The sequence below is a fragment of the Streptomyces sp. CG 926 genome, from assembly GCF_003148825.1.
Taxonomy (GTDB): domain Bacteria; phylum Actinomycetota; class Actinomycetes; order Streptomycetales; family Streptomycetaceae; genus Streptomyces.
Map to the genome: position 1 here is coordinate 208,046 of NZ_QGGZ01000010.1, position 14,766 is coordinate 222,811.

Below are 14,766 nucleotides of genomic sequence, written 5' to 3' on the forward strand. Positions count from 1 at the left end.
CCTCAGCGGGCGTCGACGACAGGGTTGGTCAGGGTGCCGATGCCTTCGACCGTGGCTTCGACGGTGTCGCCGGGGCGCAGGAACTCGGGCGGGACCATGCCGGCGCCGACGCCGGACGGCGAGCCCGTCGCGATGACGTCGCCGGGTTCCAGGGTCATGCCGGAGCTGATGTCGGCGATGAGGCGGGCGATGGGGAAGAGCATGTGCCGGGTGTTCGACTTCTGCTTGGTGACGCCGTTGACGCGCAGCGAGAGGTCGAGGGCCATCGGGTCCCGGATCTCGTCACGGGTGACGACCACCGGGCCGAAGGGGGCGTAGGAGTCCTGCCCTTTGGAGAAGAACCACTGGCCGGAGCGACGCTGGTCGCGGGCGCTGATGTCGTTGACGATGCTGAAGCCGAAGATGTGGTCGTACGCCTCGGCCTCGCTCACCTTGAAGGCGGGGCGGCCGATGACGACGGCGAGTTCGCACTCCCAGTCGAGCTGGGTGGTCAGGTCGGCGTTGTGCAGGATCGGCTGGCCGGGGCCGGTGACGGCGGTGGCGGGCTTGCCGAAGAGGACGGGGCGCGGCGGCAGGTCCTTGTCGGTGTCGAGGCTGCGGCTGGACTCCTCGACGTGCTCGATGTAGTTGAGGCCCACGCCGATGATCTTCCCGGGGCGTAGCGGTGCGCGCAGGGACACGTCGTGGAGGCGGTGCACGGCCTCGGCGGGCCAGGCCGCGGGTCCGGCGGCCAGGAGTCCGCGCGCGGTCTCCTGGGCGGCCGCGCCGGCCCGGATGAACGACAGCAGGTCCGGCGGCAGTTGGACCGAGGCCCGCCGGGCCAGGGTGGTGAGGTCCACGACGAGGTCGTCGACCTGCGCGCCGAGACGCACGGAAGCGTCGTCGAGGGTGTAGCTGAGCAGCCGCATGGGGGCTCCTTGCGTGTGAGAGGGAGGGCGCCGAGGGGTGGCCCGGCGGCGGCACTCGGGTGGTGCCGCCGCCCGGCCGGTCCGGGCGGTGCGGGGCGGTGCATCGCGCCCGGCTCGGGGCTCCGCCGTACCGGGGCCGGTGTCAGGGCCGGCGGCGTCCGGTACGGCGGAGCGGTTCAGGAGGTGGGCTGGTGGCCGCCGTTGTCGGTGTACGCCTCTTCGCGGTGGAAGCCGAGCGAGCGCATGACGGGGAAGTCGTTGAAGGAGAACAGGCAGGCGTCCTCGGACGCGTCGAGGTTGTGGTGCTCGTGCCAGGCCCAGGACGGGACGCAGAAGATGTCGCCCTGCTGCCACTCGAAGCGTTGTCCGGCGATCACCGAGACGCCGCGCCCCTTGGCCGCCGTGTAGATCACCGAGCCGGTGTGGCGGTGGGCGAGGGTGGCCTGGCCGGGGCGCAGCAGCTGCATGTGGGCGCCCATGGTCGGCATGACGGAGCCGCCGGTGACCGGATTCGTGTACTCGGCGATGATCCCGTCGTACGGGGAGCCCTCGGTGGCCTTCGCGAGGCCGTGCAGGGCCTCGTACGTCGCCTCCCAGGGGTAGGCGAGGAGCGGCGAGTAGGGCCGGGTCCACTTCTCGACGCCGTACGGCAGCAGGTTCGCCGCGTAGGTCAGGACCGAGGAGTTGATGACCTTGCCGGGGGCCTGGTAGAGCTCGGGGTGGACCTCGTAGAACCCGGCGTCCAGGGCGTTGACCAGGGGGATGTCGAGTCCGTCCTGCCAGATGACGGGGGCGTCGTCGGCGTCGTTGCCGTGCTCGTGCCAAGTGCCGCCCGGGGTGATGGCGAAGTCCCGGGGGCCGACCTTCAGCTTCTGGCCGTCGACGATCGTCCAGGCACCGGTGCCCTCGTGGACGAAGCGCAGCGCGGCGGCCTGGTGGCGGTGGGCGGTCATGGCCTCGCCGGGGCCCATGATCTGCAGTCCGGTGTAGAGGAGTCCGGCGGCGGCGCTGACCTCCTTACGGCCCGGGTTGACCAGCATGACGACGCGGCGGCCGGCGTCGTCGCCCTTGACGAGGCCGAGGGCCTTGTGGACCAGTGGGCGGAGTTCGCGGTAACGCCACAGCACGGGTACGGACCTGGGCTGCGGGTACCAGGGCTCGATGTCGTTGGCGACGGTCCACAGGGCGCCCGCGTCGAGGGTGCCGAGCTCCTCGTAGTAGCGGGTGAGTTCCGGGGTGTCGGACACCCGGGCACGGCCGAGCATGGTGTCGTCCTGCTCTGTGGTCATTCGTCCTCCTCGGAAGGGGCGGGGCTGAGAGGGGTGGCGGGCGCCGGAACCAGGGGCGGCACGGCGAAGGTGACGGGCGGCCTGGGACGGTTGTCCACTTCGAGATGGAAGATGTCGAAGCGGTTGTAGTGGCCGACGATGTCGTGCATCTGCTTGGGCTGGATGCAGCGGGCCAGGTCGATCTCCCCGTAGACGATGCCCTCCTCGTCGACGAGGGGTTCGGTGACCGGGCGGCCGTCGGGGCCGAAGATCCCGGACAGGGCGCTGCGGGGGCGGGTGAACTGCCGCCGCAGCTCCTCGTCGTCCCCCGCGACGGCGTCGACGATCTCCGGGGAGACGGTGGAGCAGGCGACGACGGAGAAGACCTTGCCCTCGAAGCTGTGGGCGGCCGTACGGACGGCGATCGCGTCGGCCATGTCGTAGTCGGAGGGAGCGACCGGTAGGGCGATGTAGCAGGAGGCGTGCACGAGTTCGCCCTGCGCGAGGAGGGCGAAGCGGGCCAGGGTGTTGGTGTTCTCCCCGCAGGCGAGGGCGCCGAGCGGGCCGACCGGGGTGTCGTGGACCCGCAGCGAACTGCCGTCGCCGCCGGTCCAGGTCAGCTTCTCGGCCCAGGTCGGCACCAGTTTGCGGTGCACGCCGAGAAGTTCGCCGTCGGGGCCGATGGTGAGCAGGGTGTTGTAGAGGACGCCGAGGCTGTGCGCGGCGCGCTCGTTGACCCCGATGACGAGGACGACGCCGTGCCGTCGGGCCGCGGCGCGCAGGCGGTCGACGTGCGGGCCGGGGATGTCCACGGAGGCGCGCTGGAGCCGCTCGAACCAGGGGGATCCCTGGACCGGGTTCATCGTCCAGTTCCAGTACGGGTAGCCGGGGACGAACACCTCCGGGAAGACGACGAGTTCGGCGCCGTTCGCCGCGGCCTCGGCGATCAGGGCGACGGCCTTGTCCACGGTGGCGGCGGGATCGAGGTAGACGGGCGCGGCCTGGACGGCCGCCGCCGTGAAGCGGGGCAGGTGGTCCCTGTCCATGTGCGTGGGTACCTCCGGCACTATCGGTGGGCGGGTACGGCCGCGCGGGGCAGCCAGCGGCGGTGGACGGATTCGACGGGCCGGCGCAGGAGTTCCAGGCGCGGCGGGATCCGGTCGGTCCGCGCCGACGGCGGCCGCCCGCTGCCCGCCCGCCAGGCGCGCGTCCAGGGCGCGGCCGGGCCCTGGTAGCCCTGGGCGGCCGCGGCGTGCAGGGTCCACAGGGGGTCGTGGAGCTGGGCGCGGCCGACGCCGCACAGGTCGGCCCGGCCGGCCAGGATGATCGAGTTGACGTCGTCGTACGTGGAGATCGCGCCGACGGCGATGGTGGGCACCCCGGTGGCGTTGCGGATGAGGTCCGCGTAGGGGGTCTGGTAGCTGCGCCCGTAGCGGGGCTTCTCGTGGGCGACGACCTCGCCGGTGGAGACGTCGATGGCATCGGCCCCCGCCGCGGCGAGCGCGCCCGCGATCCGGACTGCGTCGGCCTCGGTGGTGCCGCCCTCGGCCCAGTCGGCGGCGGAGATCCGCACGAGGAGCGCCTTGCCAGCCGGCCACACCTCCCGTACGGCGCGCAGCACTTCGAGCGGGAACCGCAGTCTGCCGTCCAGATCGCCGCCGTACTCGTCCGTGCGCAGGTTGGTCAGCGGGGACAGGAAGCCCGAGAGCAGGTGCCCGTGCCCGTACTGGAGTTCCAGCGCGTCGAAGCCGGCCCGGTCGGCGCGCCCGGCCGCGGCCACGAAGTCCCCTACGAGCGCGTCCATGTCGGCCCGGTCGGCCTCGCGCGGCAGCGGGCCGCGCTCGTCCCAGGGCAGCGCCGAGGCGGCGACCGACTGCCCGCCGCCGTGGGTGGCCGCGCGGCGTCCGGCGTGGGTGAGCTGGATGCCGAGGCAGGTGTCGCTCTGGCCGTGGACGAAGTCGGTGAGGCGCCGCCAGGCCGCCTCCTGTTCCTCGTTCCACAGGCCGGGGCAGCCGGGGGTGGCGCGTCCGTCGGCGCTGACGGCGGTCATCCCGGCGAGGACCAGCCCGGCGCCGCCGATGGCCTGGGTGCTGAGGTGGACGAGGTCGAAGTCGCCGGGGACCCCGTCGCGCGCGGTGTGCAGGGCCGTGGGCGGTACGACGACCCGGTTGCGCAGCAGCAGGCCGCCGAGCGGGTAGGGGCGGAACATCGGCGGCACGGTCGAGGAGCGGTTGACCGCGGTGGTGAAGCCCTCGTCGCGCACGCGCAGGTTGTCGTAGGTGACGCGGCGGCTGCGGGTGAGGAGGTTGAAGGCGAACTGGTGCGCGTCCTGGCCGGTGTAGCGGTCGATGTGCTCGAACCACTCCAAGCTGGCCTGGGCCGCGCGCTGGGTGGACTCCACCACGGGCCTGCGTTCCTGCTCGTACGCTGCGAGAGCGGTCGGCACGTCCGGGTGCTCGTGCAGGGCGGCCGCGAGGACCAGGGCGTCCTCCATGGCGAGCTTGGTGCCGGAGCCGATGGAGAAGTGCGCGGTGTGGGCGGCGTCGCCGAGCAGGACGACGTTCTCGTGCCGCCAGGTCTTGTTGCGGACCGTGGTGAAGCGCAGCCACTTGGAGTTGTTGGGGATCAGGCGGTGGCCGTCGAGGTGCTCCGCGAGGAGTTCCTCGCAGCGCCGGATGCTGTCCTCGTCGCTGGTGCCGGGCGGGTGGTCGCGGTCGGCGAACTCCGCGAAGCCGGCACGCCGCCAGGCGTCCTCCGTCATCTCCACGATGAAGGTGGAGCGGGTGGCGTCGTAGGGGTACGCGTGCACCTGGAGGGTGCCGAAGTCCTGCTCGTCGACGATGAAGGTGAAGGCTTCGAAGACCTTGTCCGTGCCGAGCCACATGTAGCGGCCGGAACGCTCGTCGAGGTCGGGGGCGAAGGTGTCGGCGTAGGCGGCGCGGGTGGCCGACCGTACGCCGTCGCACGCCACCACCAGGTCGTAGCCGGCGGTGAGTTCGGCCGCGGGCGGAGCCTGGGTGCGGTAGCGGACGTCCACGGCCAGGTCGGCGCAGCGCTGCTGGAGGATCCGCAGGAGGTGCTGCCGGCCGAGGGCGGCGAAGCCGTGGCCCCCCGAGGTGAGGGTGCTCCCCCGGTGGCGGACGTCGATGTCGGCCCAACGGGCGAACTCGGCCGACATGGCCTCGTAGATCTCGCGGTCGGCCTGGGCGATGCCGTCGAGCGTCTCGTCGGAGAAGACGACCCCGAAGCCGAAGGTGTCGTCGGGGGCGTTGCGTTCCCAGACGGTGACCTCCCAGTGCGGGGAGAGCTGCTTGGCGAGGGCCGCGAAGTACAGTCCGCCGGGCCCTCCTCCTATGACTGCGACGCGCACGGCGTGCCTCCTGCTGATGGTGCGGTGGTGAGTAGTTCCGGTTGCTGCGGTCCGGCGGTGCCGAGCAGGTCGCGTACCTCGGCGGGCCAGGGCGTCGACCCGGTGGCGTGGGCGGCCGAGTGGGCGATGACCATGCGGCCGGTGGCCGCCTCGCCGCCCTGTGCGCCCCGTACGGTGAAGGCGTAGTGCAGGGAGGCCGTGCCGACCTTGGTGACCTCGAGCTCGGTGCGTACGGCCTCCCCGAACCAGAGGCGGGCCCGGTAGTCGGCCTCGAAGTGGACCCGGGGTGTGCTGCCGAACAGGTGCGAGAGGCCCAGGCGGTGGAGCAGGACGGCCTCGGCCGCCTCGACCCAGCGCACGACGGTGGAGTGGTGGTAGTGGCCGGCGGCGTCGGTGTCGGTCCACTCCACGCGACGTTCCACGACGACACGGGCCGGCTCGGCGGGTGGCGGGGCGGCGGACGGCGGGGTGGGTTCCGGGGCGGGCGGGATCGGGGTGGGCGGGATCGGGGTGGGGGCGGCTTCGGTTCGGGCCCGTTCGCGCAGTTCACCGCGCCGAAGCTTGCCGGTTCCGGTGCGTGGGAGCGCGCCGACGAACTCGACGGCACGCGGGTACTTGTACGGGGCGATGGTTTGTTTGACGTGGGTCTGGAGCTCGCGGACGGTCGCGCCGTCGGCCGGAACACCCGCGCTCAGGACCACGTACGCCTTCACGAGCATGCCGCGCCGGGCGTCCGGGGCCCCGACCACCGCGCACTCCTCGACGTACGGGTGGGTGACCAGGGCCTTCTCGACCTCGGGGCCCGCGATGTTGTAGCCGGAGGAGACGATCATGTCGTCACTGCGGGCCACGTACCAGAAATACCCCTCCGCGTCGCGGATGTAGGTGTCGCCGGTGATGTTCCAGCCGTTCCTGACGTACGAGGCCTGGCGCGGGTCCTCCAGGTAGCGACACCCGGTGGGACCGGTGACCGCGAGCAGGCCGGGCTGCCCGTCGGGGACGGGGTCGCCGTTCTCGTCGACCACGGCGGCCCGGTAGCCCGGAACGGGCCGGCCCGTGGAACCGGGCCGGATGTCCTCGTCGGCGGCGGAGATGAAGACGTGCAGCATCTCGGTGGCGCCGATGCCGTCGATGATGCGCAGCCCGGTGGCGGCGTGGAACTCGTGCCACACCGCGGCCGGGAGCGGCTCCCCGGCGGACACGCAGCGGCGCAGCCCGGCCAGCCGGTCCACCGCCCCGGCCTCCATGATCGCCCGGTAGGCCGTGGGGGCGGTGAACAGCACGGTCACCCCGTGCTCCGCGACCAGGTCGGCCAGTTGCAGCGGCGTCGCCTGCTCGATCAGCAGGGTCGCGGCCCCCACGTGGAGCGGGAAGACCACGAGTCCGCCGAGCCCGAAGGTGAAGGCGAGCGGTGGCGTGCCGGTGAAGACGTCGTCCGCGTGGGGCTTGAGGACGTGTCGGGAGAAGGTGTCGGCGTTCGCCAGGACGTCGCGGTGGAAGTGCAGGGTCGCCTTCGGGCGGCCGGTGGTACCGGAGGTGAAGGCGATCAGCGCCACGTCGTCCGCGGCCGTGACCACGGTGGCGAACCGGCCGTCCTTGGTGGCGCAGCGCGCGGCCAGGTCGTCCGGCCCGGGACCCCCGTAGGTGAGGACGGGCAGGTCGGGCGCGCCGGGGCGGTGGCCCGGGTCGAGCTCGTCGGCGTAGCGGTGGTCGCACAGGGCGAGGGACGGCCGGCTGATGTCGGTGAGCTCGGCGAGTTCGCCCGCGCGCAGCAGCGGCATGGTGGTGACGGCGACCCCGCCGGCCTTCAGGACGCCGAACCAGGCGGCGACGAGCCAGGGGTTGTTGGGGCCGCGCAGCAGGACGCGGTTGCCGGACCGGAGGCCGAAGTCCTCGGTGAGGACCTGGGCGATCCGGTTGGCGCGGTGCTGCAGTTCGCCGTAGGTCCAGCGCTCGGTCGGGGTGAGCAGACAGGGACGGTCGGGGCCGTGCCGCTCGACGGCGTCGTCGAGCAGGCGCTGGGCGCAGTTGAGGCGGTCCGGGTACTCCAACTCGGGTAGTTCGAAGTTGAGTTCGGGCCAGAGGGGGAAGGGCGGAAGCCGATCACGACAGAAGGAATCGGCGTACGCGGAAGGGGAGAGCTCCATGGGGCGGCACCTCGATCAGGGAGCAGCGGGGAGATGGCTGCACCGTATGTCGAATATTTGGCGTCCGTCAACATCTCTCGATATCGAGGGCGGCGAGGAGGCCTGGGGCGCTTCCCGGAAGCCCGCCCGGGCGCCCTCCCGAATGCCCTCCCGAATGCCTTCCCGAACGCCTGCCCGGAAGGCGTCCGGGGTGCCCGTCCGGATGCCTGCGGGCACCCCGGGGCGCCCCCGAAGGCCTTGACCGGCACCCTCGGGCCACCTCCCGCCTTCGGGTTCGGGCAGGTCGAGGCGCCCGACGGGCGATTCCCCCTACCCGTGACACGACTCAGGCGGCAGGGACGCGCACCCGGACCGACTTTCCGAACTCATTGGCCACGACGGAGAGTTCGCCGCCCAGTTCGGCCGTCATGAGCTGCACCATCAGCAGCCCGCGCCCACCTTCGGACTCCGGGTCGATCTCCGACCGGGGAGCGGGCAGTCGCGGCAGCCCGGCGCCCCGGTCGGCGACCTCCAGCCGGAGCCAACCGCCGCCCGCCGCGACGGCGACCCGCATGCGGCCGGCGCCGCCCGCGTGCCGGACGACGTTGCCGACGAGTTCACTGACGGCCAGCAGCAGGGCGTCCACCACCTCGCCGGACACCCGCCAACCGTCGAGGGTGGTGCGCACACGGGACCTGACCTGCGGAACACTCGCGGCGACGGGGTCGGCGACCCAGCGGACATAACTGCGGACCGCGGGAACCGCGGAGGTGTCGGCGATGGTGAGCATGACGTGCTCCCGGAGGGGGAAGGCGGCGCCGCCACTGCGGTAGCTCGTGTAACTGATCCGGAATCCGGATCGTCCGTGGGCTTGTGGTCAGCGGAAATGCGTCGCTAGAGTCCTTGATTACACGTGTAACACGCTACGCCTCCCCCGGTGACTCGCGCAAGCATTCCGGACAAACGACGCGAAGCCTGCGTCCGCCCCTCCGGCACACAGCCGCACAGCCGCACGGCCACGCAGCCGCACCACCACCGCTCCACCGGGACAGCGCCGAATCGGAAGGGCCGCAATGACCCAATCTCCTCCCGCCGAGATCGACATCGCCGACATGACCTGGCCGCCCCCGCCGTACCGGTCCCCCGTACCGCCCGTGACGGGTGCGGACGGCGTCCGCCGCTTCGACGGGATCACCTACGCGACCACGCCCGGCTACCGCCCCCGGCTGCTCGACGTCCAGGTGCCCGCCGGCGAAGGCCCGTTCCCGGCGGTCGTCTGGATCCACGGCGGCGGCTGGCTGGACGGCGACCGCCGCTACCCGCCGCCGACCGTCCCCGCCGAGCTGCTGCACGGTGCGGTCCTGGCGGCCGGCCTCGCCCTCGTCTCCATCGACTACCGGCACAGCCTCGAAGCGCCCTTTCCGGCCCAGCTGCACGACGTGAAGGCCGCGATCCGCTACGTCCGCGCCTTCGCCGGCGACCTCGGCGTCGACCCGGACCGGATCGGCGTCTGGGGCGAGTCCGCGGGCGGTCACCTGGCCGCGCTCGCCGGTCTCGTCGGCCCGGACAGCCCGCGGGGAGCGGCCCTGGAGGGCACGCAGGGCGTCGGCTCCGGGGAGACCGGGGTCCGCGCGGTCGTGGACTGGTACGGGGTCTCCGACCTCGTCACCCTGGCCGAGCACCCCATGCCGGCCATGCCCGGTACGGACTTCCCCGACCCGTACGAGGCTCTGCTCGGCGCCACCGTCGTCGAGCGGCCCGACCTGGCGCGGGCCGCGAGCCCCGTGGCCTACGCGGCGGGATCGAACCCCCCGCCGTTCCTGCTGGTCCACGGCACCCACGACGGTTTGGTCCCGTACAGCCAGAGCGAGGACCTCGCCGCGGCTCTGCGGAGCGCCGGGGGCGAGGTCACCCTGCAGCCCGTGGAGGGCGCCGACCACATCTTCCTCGGCTCCGGTGACATCCCCGCCATCGTCGCGGGGGGCGTGGCCTTCCTGGCCCTGCACCTCGGCCCGGCGGCCTGACCGCGCCGATCCCTCGCCTCGGTTCCACCACGGGGGCGCGGCCCCGCCGGCCGCGCCCCCGCGTTCCCCTTCACAGCACACCCGGCCGCGGGCCCCCGCCGCGGTCACGAGAGGCAGCCATGTCCGGCAACCCGACCACCACCACCCCGCACGGCAGACCCGACGTACCTCACCGATCGGCCGGGACCGGCCGCCGCGGCGGGACCGGCCGGCGCGCCGGGACCGAGACCGCGGTGCCGCGCCGCCGCGGCGTCCTCGTCGCGGGTCTCCTGCTCCTCGCCGGCGCCGTGCTGCCGGCTCTCGTCGTCCGCTCCGACGTCGCGGACCCGCCCTTCCAGTCGCTGGACGAGCGCTGGCTGCGCTGGATGGGCGGCCCGCACGAGGGGATCTACCGGGCCGCCGCCGGGGTCCTGGACCTGATCGGCGGTCCGGTCGGCTCCCTGATACCGCTGTCCGTACTGGTCCTGCTGCTCGTCCGCAGGCGCTGGGTCTCGGCAGGCTTCCTGCCGGCCGCCTTCCTCGGCGGCAACATGCTCGTCGTCCAGGGCCTCAAGCACCTGGTGGACCGGCCGCGCCCGGCCGATCCGCTGGTCCGCGTCGACCACGGCTCCTTCCCGTCGGGCCACGCGGCCACGGCGGCGCTCCTGGTCGTGCTCCTCGGGGTGCTGCTGGTCCCGGCCGCCCGGCGGCGGGCGTGGTGGATCGGGGGCGCGGTCTTCACCCTGGCCATGATGTGGAGCCGTACCTGGCTGCACGCGCACTGGCTCAGCGACACGGTGGCCGGGGCCGCGGCGGGCGCGGGGGTGGGCCTGGTCGCGTGGTGGCTGTTCGGCCCGGCACTCGCCCGGGAACGTGCCCGTGCCCACGACCGCCGGGGGGCGGCCGCAGGCACGGGCACGGCCTGACCCCCTGGCGCACGGCGGGTGAGCCCGCGGATCGGCCAGGCCGGGGCCCGCGCCCGGTACGGACCGACCCCTCGGGGACATGCCTCGGGGACATCCCTCGGGGACGTCATCCACACGGCCGCCGGCTAGCATCGGGGATCATGAACCTGGGTACAGCAGACTTCGCCACCGCGGACCCCGAGCGTCCGCCCTCGCCGGTCGCCGCCGACTGGCGGGCGATCGAGGCATGGCTCGGTCTCGCCGCCGGTCTGCCGTCGGACTTCAAGCAGCTCGCGGATGCGCACGGGCCCGTGGATTTCGGTGCGTACATCTGGATCCACACACCCTGTGTCGAGGCCGACCGGTTCGACTACGGCACCTGGCTGCACGAAACCCACCGCACCGCGCGCATCCAGCTGCACCATCTGCCCGAAGAGGAGCGGTACGCCGTTCATCCCGAGCCCGGAGGGCTGCTCGCCTGGGGCGTGAGCCGCGGTGGGGACACACTGTTCTGGGACACCTCCCGCTCCGCCGACCCCGACGCGTGGGGCGTGGTGGTGCACCACCGGGGCGCCGTCCCGGGCAGCGGGCTGCGCGTCTGGCACGCCTACGACCTCACCCTGACCGAGTATCTGAGACACACGGTCCGTGACGGCTGGGAACTCCCCTCGCCGCCGGGCCCGTTGATGGGCCCGTTGCCCGGATCGCTCGCCCGCACCGCGTTCCTGCCGGACGCCCGGCCCTGGTCACCCCCCGCGCCCGTGGTCCCACGCCTGACCGAGGCGCAGCGGCGCGTCGCCCTGCGGACCGGTACCGGCCTGGAGGCTCTGGAGTTGCTGTCCCCTCCGCCGGCCGAGCCCTATCTGGGCGGTGACAGCTGGGACGGGCTGTTCGCGGAGCTCGGAACCGTCCTGCCGCGGGAGTACGTCACGCTCATGCAGCGGTACGGGGCGGGCAGTTGGGGCCGGTGGCTGCGCTTCTTCACCCCCCTGCGCACCCGCGACCACGAGCGGCGTTTCGTCGTCGCCGTCGAGGAGGTCCTCGACGGTTACCGGCAGCTCAGGACCTCGTATCCGGACGCGCAGCCACTGGCGGTGTGGCCCGAGCCGGGAGGCTTCCTCCCTTTCGCCAACTCCATCGACGGGGACCAGCTCGGCTGGCTCACCGAAGGCACCGACCCCGAAGCCTGGCCGCTGGTGGTGTGGCCCCGCCACGCCGACCAGGGGCCGCCGCTGGAGAGCGGTCTGATCGACACCCTGCTCGCCTGGCAACGCGGCACCCTCACAGCCCCGGGCCTGCCGGGCCTCGACCGGAGCGACGACCCCGTGGAATGCGCCGGGTTCGCCCCGTGGGACACCGGCGCGTACTGGTGAGACCGACCTTCGGGGCCGAGTCACCTCCGGACACCGCGGGGTCGGCCGATAGGAGCACCAAGGGCTCGTCCGCCACCTCGGCGACGCATCTCAGCAGCACGGCAGCACGGCAGCACGGCAGCACGGCAGCACGGCAGCACGGCAGCACGGCAGCAGGATGGGCTCGGCTCAGGAGGTCAGGCGGTGGACCAGGACCGGTGTCACCGCCGGCACCGGCGAGGCCGTCCCGGTCTCGATCAGCTCGTGCACGGCCTCCGCGATCTGCGCGGCCGACGGCATGTCCAGTCGGACCGTGGTGAGCGCGGGCTGCTGGAGCGTGGCGAGGACGAGGTCGTCGCAGCCGACCAGGGCGACCTCGTCGGGCACGCTGATGCCCTCGGCCTGGAGGGCGTGCAGCAGCAGGGCGGCGTACTCGTCGTTGTAGGTGAAGGCGGCGTCCAGGTCGAGGCTGCGCCAGCGCCGGGCCAGGGCGCTCGCGGACTCCCGGGTGTAGGACAGTTCCACCGGGGTGACCGTGGCCATGTGGCGGGCCGCGACCGACTCGGCTCCCGCCAGGCGCGGCTCGGCCAGTGTGCCGAGGCCGCGCTCCTGGGGCATGACCACGCCGATCCGGGACCGGCCGCGCGCGATGAGGTGCTCGGCGGCGGTGGCGCCGATCCGGGTGTGGTCGAAGCCGATGGTGTGCACCCCCTCGACGGGATGGGAGGCGAAGGCCAGCATGCCGCGCACTCCGGCGCGGGCCAGGACCTCGGCCGCCTGCGGGGTGAAGCGGTCGCCGTCCAGGGCGACGACGGCCGCGGGGCGCAGTTCGGCCCAGGCCCGGGCGGCGTCAAGGGGGTCGGCGAAGCGGCCCGCGTGCAGGACGGCCGTGTAGCCGAGGCGGTCGAGCTCGCTGTGCAGATCGTCGACCCAGTCACTGACGAGGCGGCCGATCGCGGAGATCGACGAGGGCATCAGGACCAGGTTGCTGCGGCCGGCGCGCAGGGACCGGGCGGCCGCGTGCGGTACGTAGCCGAGCTGCTTCGCCGCGTCGAGCACCCGCTCACGGGTGCCGGCGCTCACCCGGTGGCCCTGGGTGTCGTTGAGGACGAAGGAGACCGTGGCACGCGACACCCCGGCGAGGCGGGCCACGTCGGCGCTGGTGATGGATGCGGGGACGTGAGTGTCTCTGGTCATGACGTCCCTCGACGCTCCTCGTGCTCGGGTCGGCCACCGTTCTGCTCGGGCGACTCCTTCCTTCTCAGGTTACACGAGTCAAATCAAGGGGGCGGGGGTGTGCAGGAGCCTGGAGGCGCCCGCGAGGTCGTCGAGGGCGGTCACGACCGAGTCGAAGCGCATCGTGGTGCGGGTGCGTGTGTCGTACGGCCGCCAGTGCGGCAGGTCGGGGTGGTTGGGGTCGCCCGTGCGGACGAAGGCGATCCAGGCCCGGTGCATGGCGTACGCGAGGCCGTCACGGACGGCGGGGGCGAGGCCGGCCAGGAAGGGCGCGTGCGACCACCGGTCGAAGTTGTCGAAGACGAAGGGCAGTTCGAGGCAGTGTGCGGCGCCGAGACGGCCCTCGTACGCGGGGGTGGGGAGGTCGAACTGGTAGGCCCACACGGGGCTGCCCGTCTCGGCCCGCGCCTCGGCCAGCCGTAGCGCGGGCACCCGGAAGAGCTCGTCCGTGATGAGGTCCAACAGGACGTCGACGGGGCGGGCTCCGGGCCGGGCCCGCTCGTACGCGGCGTACACGCCCTGCGCGGTCCCGCTCCCGAAGGTCTCCGCGATCCGGTCGATCACCTGCTCGCGCGTGACGGCGGCGTATCCCTCGTCCAGGGCGAAACCGAAATTGGCCTCCTCCCGGGTCCAGCCGATCATCACGTCGATATCGGCCGCGGCGCCGCCGAGCAGGGCCTGCGCGGGATGCCCGGCGAGGGTCACCTCGTCGATCACGGGCAGGAACGGCGTCGGCCAGTACCCCCACCGCACGGTCTGCGCGAAGAGTCCGCCACCCGCTGCGATCAGCTCCGGCCAGGGCAGCGTACGCAGCTCCGCCAGGTCCTTGGCGCCGGCCAGCTCCAGGTAGGCGGCGGTCCGTTCCAGGTACGCGGCCGGGCCGGGGAGGTCCAGGCCGAAGGGCGGGCTCTGCAGGATCACCCGTCGGATCAGGCCCTCGGCCTGCGGGTGGCCGGCGAGGGCGGCGGTGGACACCGCGCCGCCGGACTGTCCGGCGACGGTGACGCAGTCCGGGTCACCGCCGAAGGAGGCGATGTTCTCCTTCACCCAGCGCAGGGCGGCGAGTTGGTCGGTGAGCCAGAAGTTGCCCCCCTCGTCACCGGAGTCACCCTCGCCGGGATAGAGATAACCCAGCGGCCCGATGCGGTAGTTGACGCTCACGACGACGAGATCGCCGTCGCGCGCGAAGGTTTCGCCGGAGTAGCCGGGCAGCGAGCCGGAACCGGAGACGAAGCCGCCGCCGTGGATCCAGACCAGTACCGGGCGGCGGGCGTCGTCGACGGCGGGCGTCCACACGTTGAGGGTCAGACAGTCCTCGTCGAACGGGGGCGACCCGTGCCCGCCGAGCACGGGGTCACCGCCCTCCACGTACATCTGCGGCGCGCTCGGGCCGTCCACGGTGGCGTCCCGCGTGCCGCTCCAGCCGGCGTGCGGTCGGGCGGGGCGCCAGCGCAGGTCACCGACCGGCGGGGCGGCGTAGGGGACGGCGCGGAAGACCGTGACCCCGCCGTCGGTCGCGCCGCGCAGGCGGCCTGCGGGCAGGTCCACCACCGTGCGGTCCTGGGCCGGGGGGTTGGGCATGAGCCGTTCCTTCCTCA

General features: G+C 73.1%; 11 protein-coding genes and 1 pseudogene. 3 read left to right on the top strand and 9 right to left on the bottom strand.

The window, feature by feature from the left end; translation table 11 throughout:
- Positions 1-2: 2 nt before the first annotated feature.
- From BCL76_RS26175 to BCL76_RS26200, 7 genes and pseudogenes are all read right to left on the bottom strand, one after another.
- Positions 3-908, bottom strand: a complete 906-nt coding sequence (locus BCL76_RS26175) for a fumarylacetoacetate hydrolase family protein (protein ID WP_109781836.1) — start codon at positions 906-908, stop codon at positions 3-5.
- Between the two features lie 176 nt (positions 909-1,084).
- Positions 1,085-2,197 carry a cupin domain-containing protein gene (locus BCL76_RS26180; protein WP_109781837.1) on the bottom strand — a complete coding sequence of 371 codons (1,113 nt, stop codon included), beginning with the start codon at positions 2,195-2,197 and terminating at the stop codon, positions 1,085-1,087.
- The gene (locus BCL76_RS26185; RefSeq protein ID WP_109781838.1) at positions 2,194-3,222 is read right to left on the bottom strand and encodes a carbon-nitrogen hydrolase family protein; all 1,029 of its coding nucleotides are present in this window, start codon (positions 3,220-3,222) and stop codon (positions 2,194-2,196) included. The genes BCL76_RS26180 and BCL76_RS26185 overlap by 4 nt, the downstream gene beginning before the upstream one ends.
- A 20-nt stretch (positions 3,223-3,242) precedes the next feature.
- On the bottom strand, positions 3,243-5,546 hold the full coding sequence (locus tag BCL76_RS26190) for an oxidoreductase (protein ID WP_109781839.1): 2,304 nt from the start codon (positions 5,544-5,546) through the stop codon (positions 3,243-3,245).
- Positions 5,528-5,968, bottom strand: coding sequence for an acyl-CoA thioesterase (locus BCL76_RS39965; protein ID WP_258309927.1), 441 nt, complete (start codon positions 5,966-5,968; stop codon positions 5,528-5,530). The genes BCL76_RS26190 and BCL76_RS39965 overlap by 19 nt, the downstream gene beginning before the upstream one ends.
- Positions 5,969-6,076: 108 nt before the next feature.
- Positions 6,077-7,693 (bottom strand): annotated as a pseudogene (locus BCL76_RS26195) (AMP-binding protein); the annotation flags it as partial.
- A 325-nt stretch (positions 7,694-8,018) separates the two neighbouring features.
- Positions 8,019-8,462 (bottom strand): ATP-binding protein, encoded by a 444-nt coding sequence (locus tag BCL76_RS26200; RefSeq protein WP_109781841.1) that lies wholly within the window; start codon positions 8,460-8,462, stop codon positions 8,019-8,021.
- Positions 8,463-8,745: 283 nt separating this feature from the next.
- Here BCL76_RS26200 and BCL76_RS26205 point away from each other — a divergent pair, with 283 nt between their 5' ends.
- The 3 genes from BCL76_RS26205 (at position 8,746) to BCL76_RS26215 (ending at position 11,953) form a co-directional block, all read left to right on the top strand.
- Positions 8,746-9,696 carry an alpha/beta hydrolase gene (locus tag BCL76_RS26205; RefSeq protein WP_109781842.1) on the top strand — a complete coding sequence of 317 codons (951 nt, stop codon included), beginning with the start codon at positions 8,746-8,748 and terminating at the stop codon, positions 9,694-9,696.
- 119 nt (positions 9,697-9,815) lie between these two features.
- The gene (locus tag BCL76_RS26210) at positions 9,816-10,601 is read left to right on the top strand and encodes a phosphatase PAP2 family protein (RefSeq protein WP_109781843.1); all 786 of its coding nucleotides are present in this window, start codon (positions 9,816-9,818) and stop codon (positions 10,599-10,601) included.
- A gap of 140 nt (positions 10,602-10,741) precedes the next feature.
- Positions 10,742-11,953 carry an SMI1/KNR4 family protein gene (locus BCL76_RS26215; protein ID WP_109781844.1) on the top strand — a complete coding sequence of 404 codons (1,212 nt, stop codon included), beginning with the start codon at positions 10,742-10,744 and terminating at the stop codon, positions 11,951-11,953.
- A 168-nt stretch (positions 11,954-12,121) separates the two neighbouring features.
- On the opposite strand, the gene BCL76_RS26220 is transcribed toward BCL76_RS26215, so the two are convergent.
- Positions 12,122-13,129: a LacI family DNA-binding transcriptional regulator gene (locus BCL76_RS26220; protein WP_109781845.1), complete on the bottom strand. Its 1,008-nt coding sequence runs from the start codon at positions 13,127-13,129 to the stop codon at positions 12,122-12,124.
- Between the two features lie 78 nt (positions 13,130-13,207).
- The gene (locus BCL76_RS26225) at positions 13,208-14,749 is read right to left on the bottom strand and encodes a carboxylesterase/lipase family protein (RefSeq protein WP_109781846.1); all 1,542 of its coding nucleotides are present in this window, start codon (positions 14,747-14,749) and stop codon (positions 13,208-13,210) included.
- Positions 14,750-14,766 lie beyond the last annotated feature (17 nt).

What these genes read in the sequence shown, in the direction of transcription:
- BCL76_RS26175 (WP_109781836.1), bottom strand. Translation starts at nt 908, where the DNA reads ATGCGGCTGCTCAGCTACACCCTCGACGACGCTTCCGTGCGTCTCGGC.
- BCL76_RS26180 (WP_109781837.1), bottom strand. Translation starts at nt 2,197, where the DNA reads ATGACCACAGAGCAGGACGACACCATGCTCGGCCGTGCCCGGGTGTCC.
- BCL76_RS26185 (WP_109781838.1), bottom strand. Translation starts at nt 3,222, where the DNA reads ATGGACAGGGACCACCTGCCCCGCTTCACGGCGGCGGCCGTCCAGGCC.
- BCL76_RS26200 (WP_109781841.1), bottom strand. Translation starts at nt 8,462, where the DNA reads ATGCTCACCATCGCCGACACCTCCGCGGTTCCCGCGGTCCGCAGTTAT.
- BCL76_RS26205 (WP_109781842.1), top strand. Translation starts at nt 8,746, where the DNA reads ATGACCCAATCTCCTCCCGCCGAGATCGACATCGCCGACATGACCTGG.
- BCL76_RS26210 (WP_109781843.1), top strand. Translation starts at nt 9,816, where the DNA reads ATGTCCGGCAACCCGACCACCACCACCCCGCACGGCAGACCCGACGTA.
- BCL76_RS26215 (WP_109781844.1), top strand. Translation starts at nt 10,742, where the DNA reads ATGAACCTGGGTACAGCAGACTTCGCCACCGCGGACCCCGAGCGTCCG.
- BCL76_RS26220 (WP_109781845.1), bottom strand. Translation starts at nt 13,129, where the DNA reads ATGACCAGAGACACTCACGTCCCCGCATCCATCACCAGCGCCGACGTG.
- BCL76_RS26225 (WP_109781846.1), bottom strand. Translation starts at nt 14,749, where the DNA reads ATGCCCAACCCCCCGGCCCAGGACCGCACGGTGGTGGACCTGCCCGCA.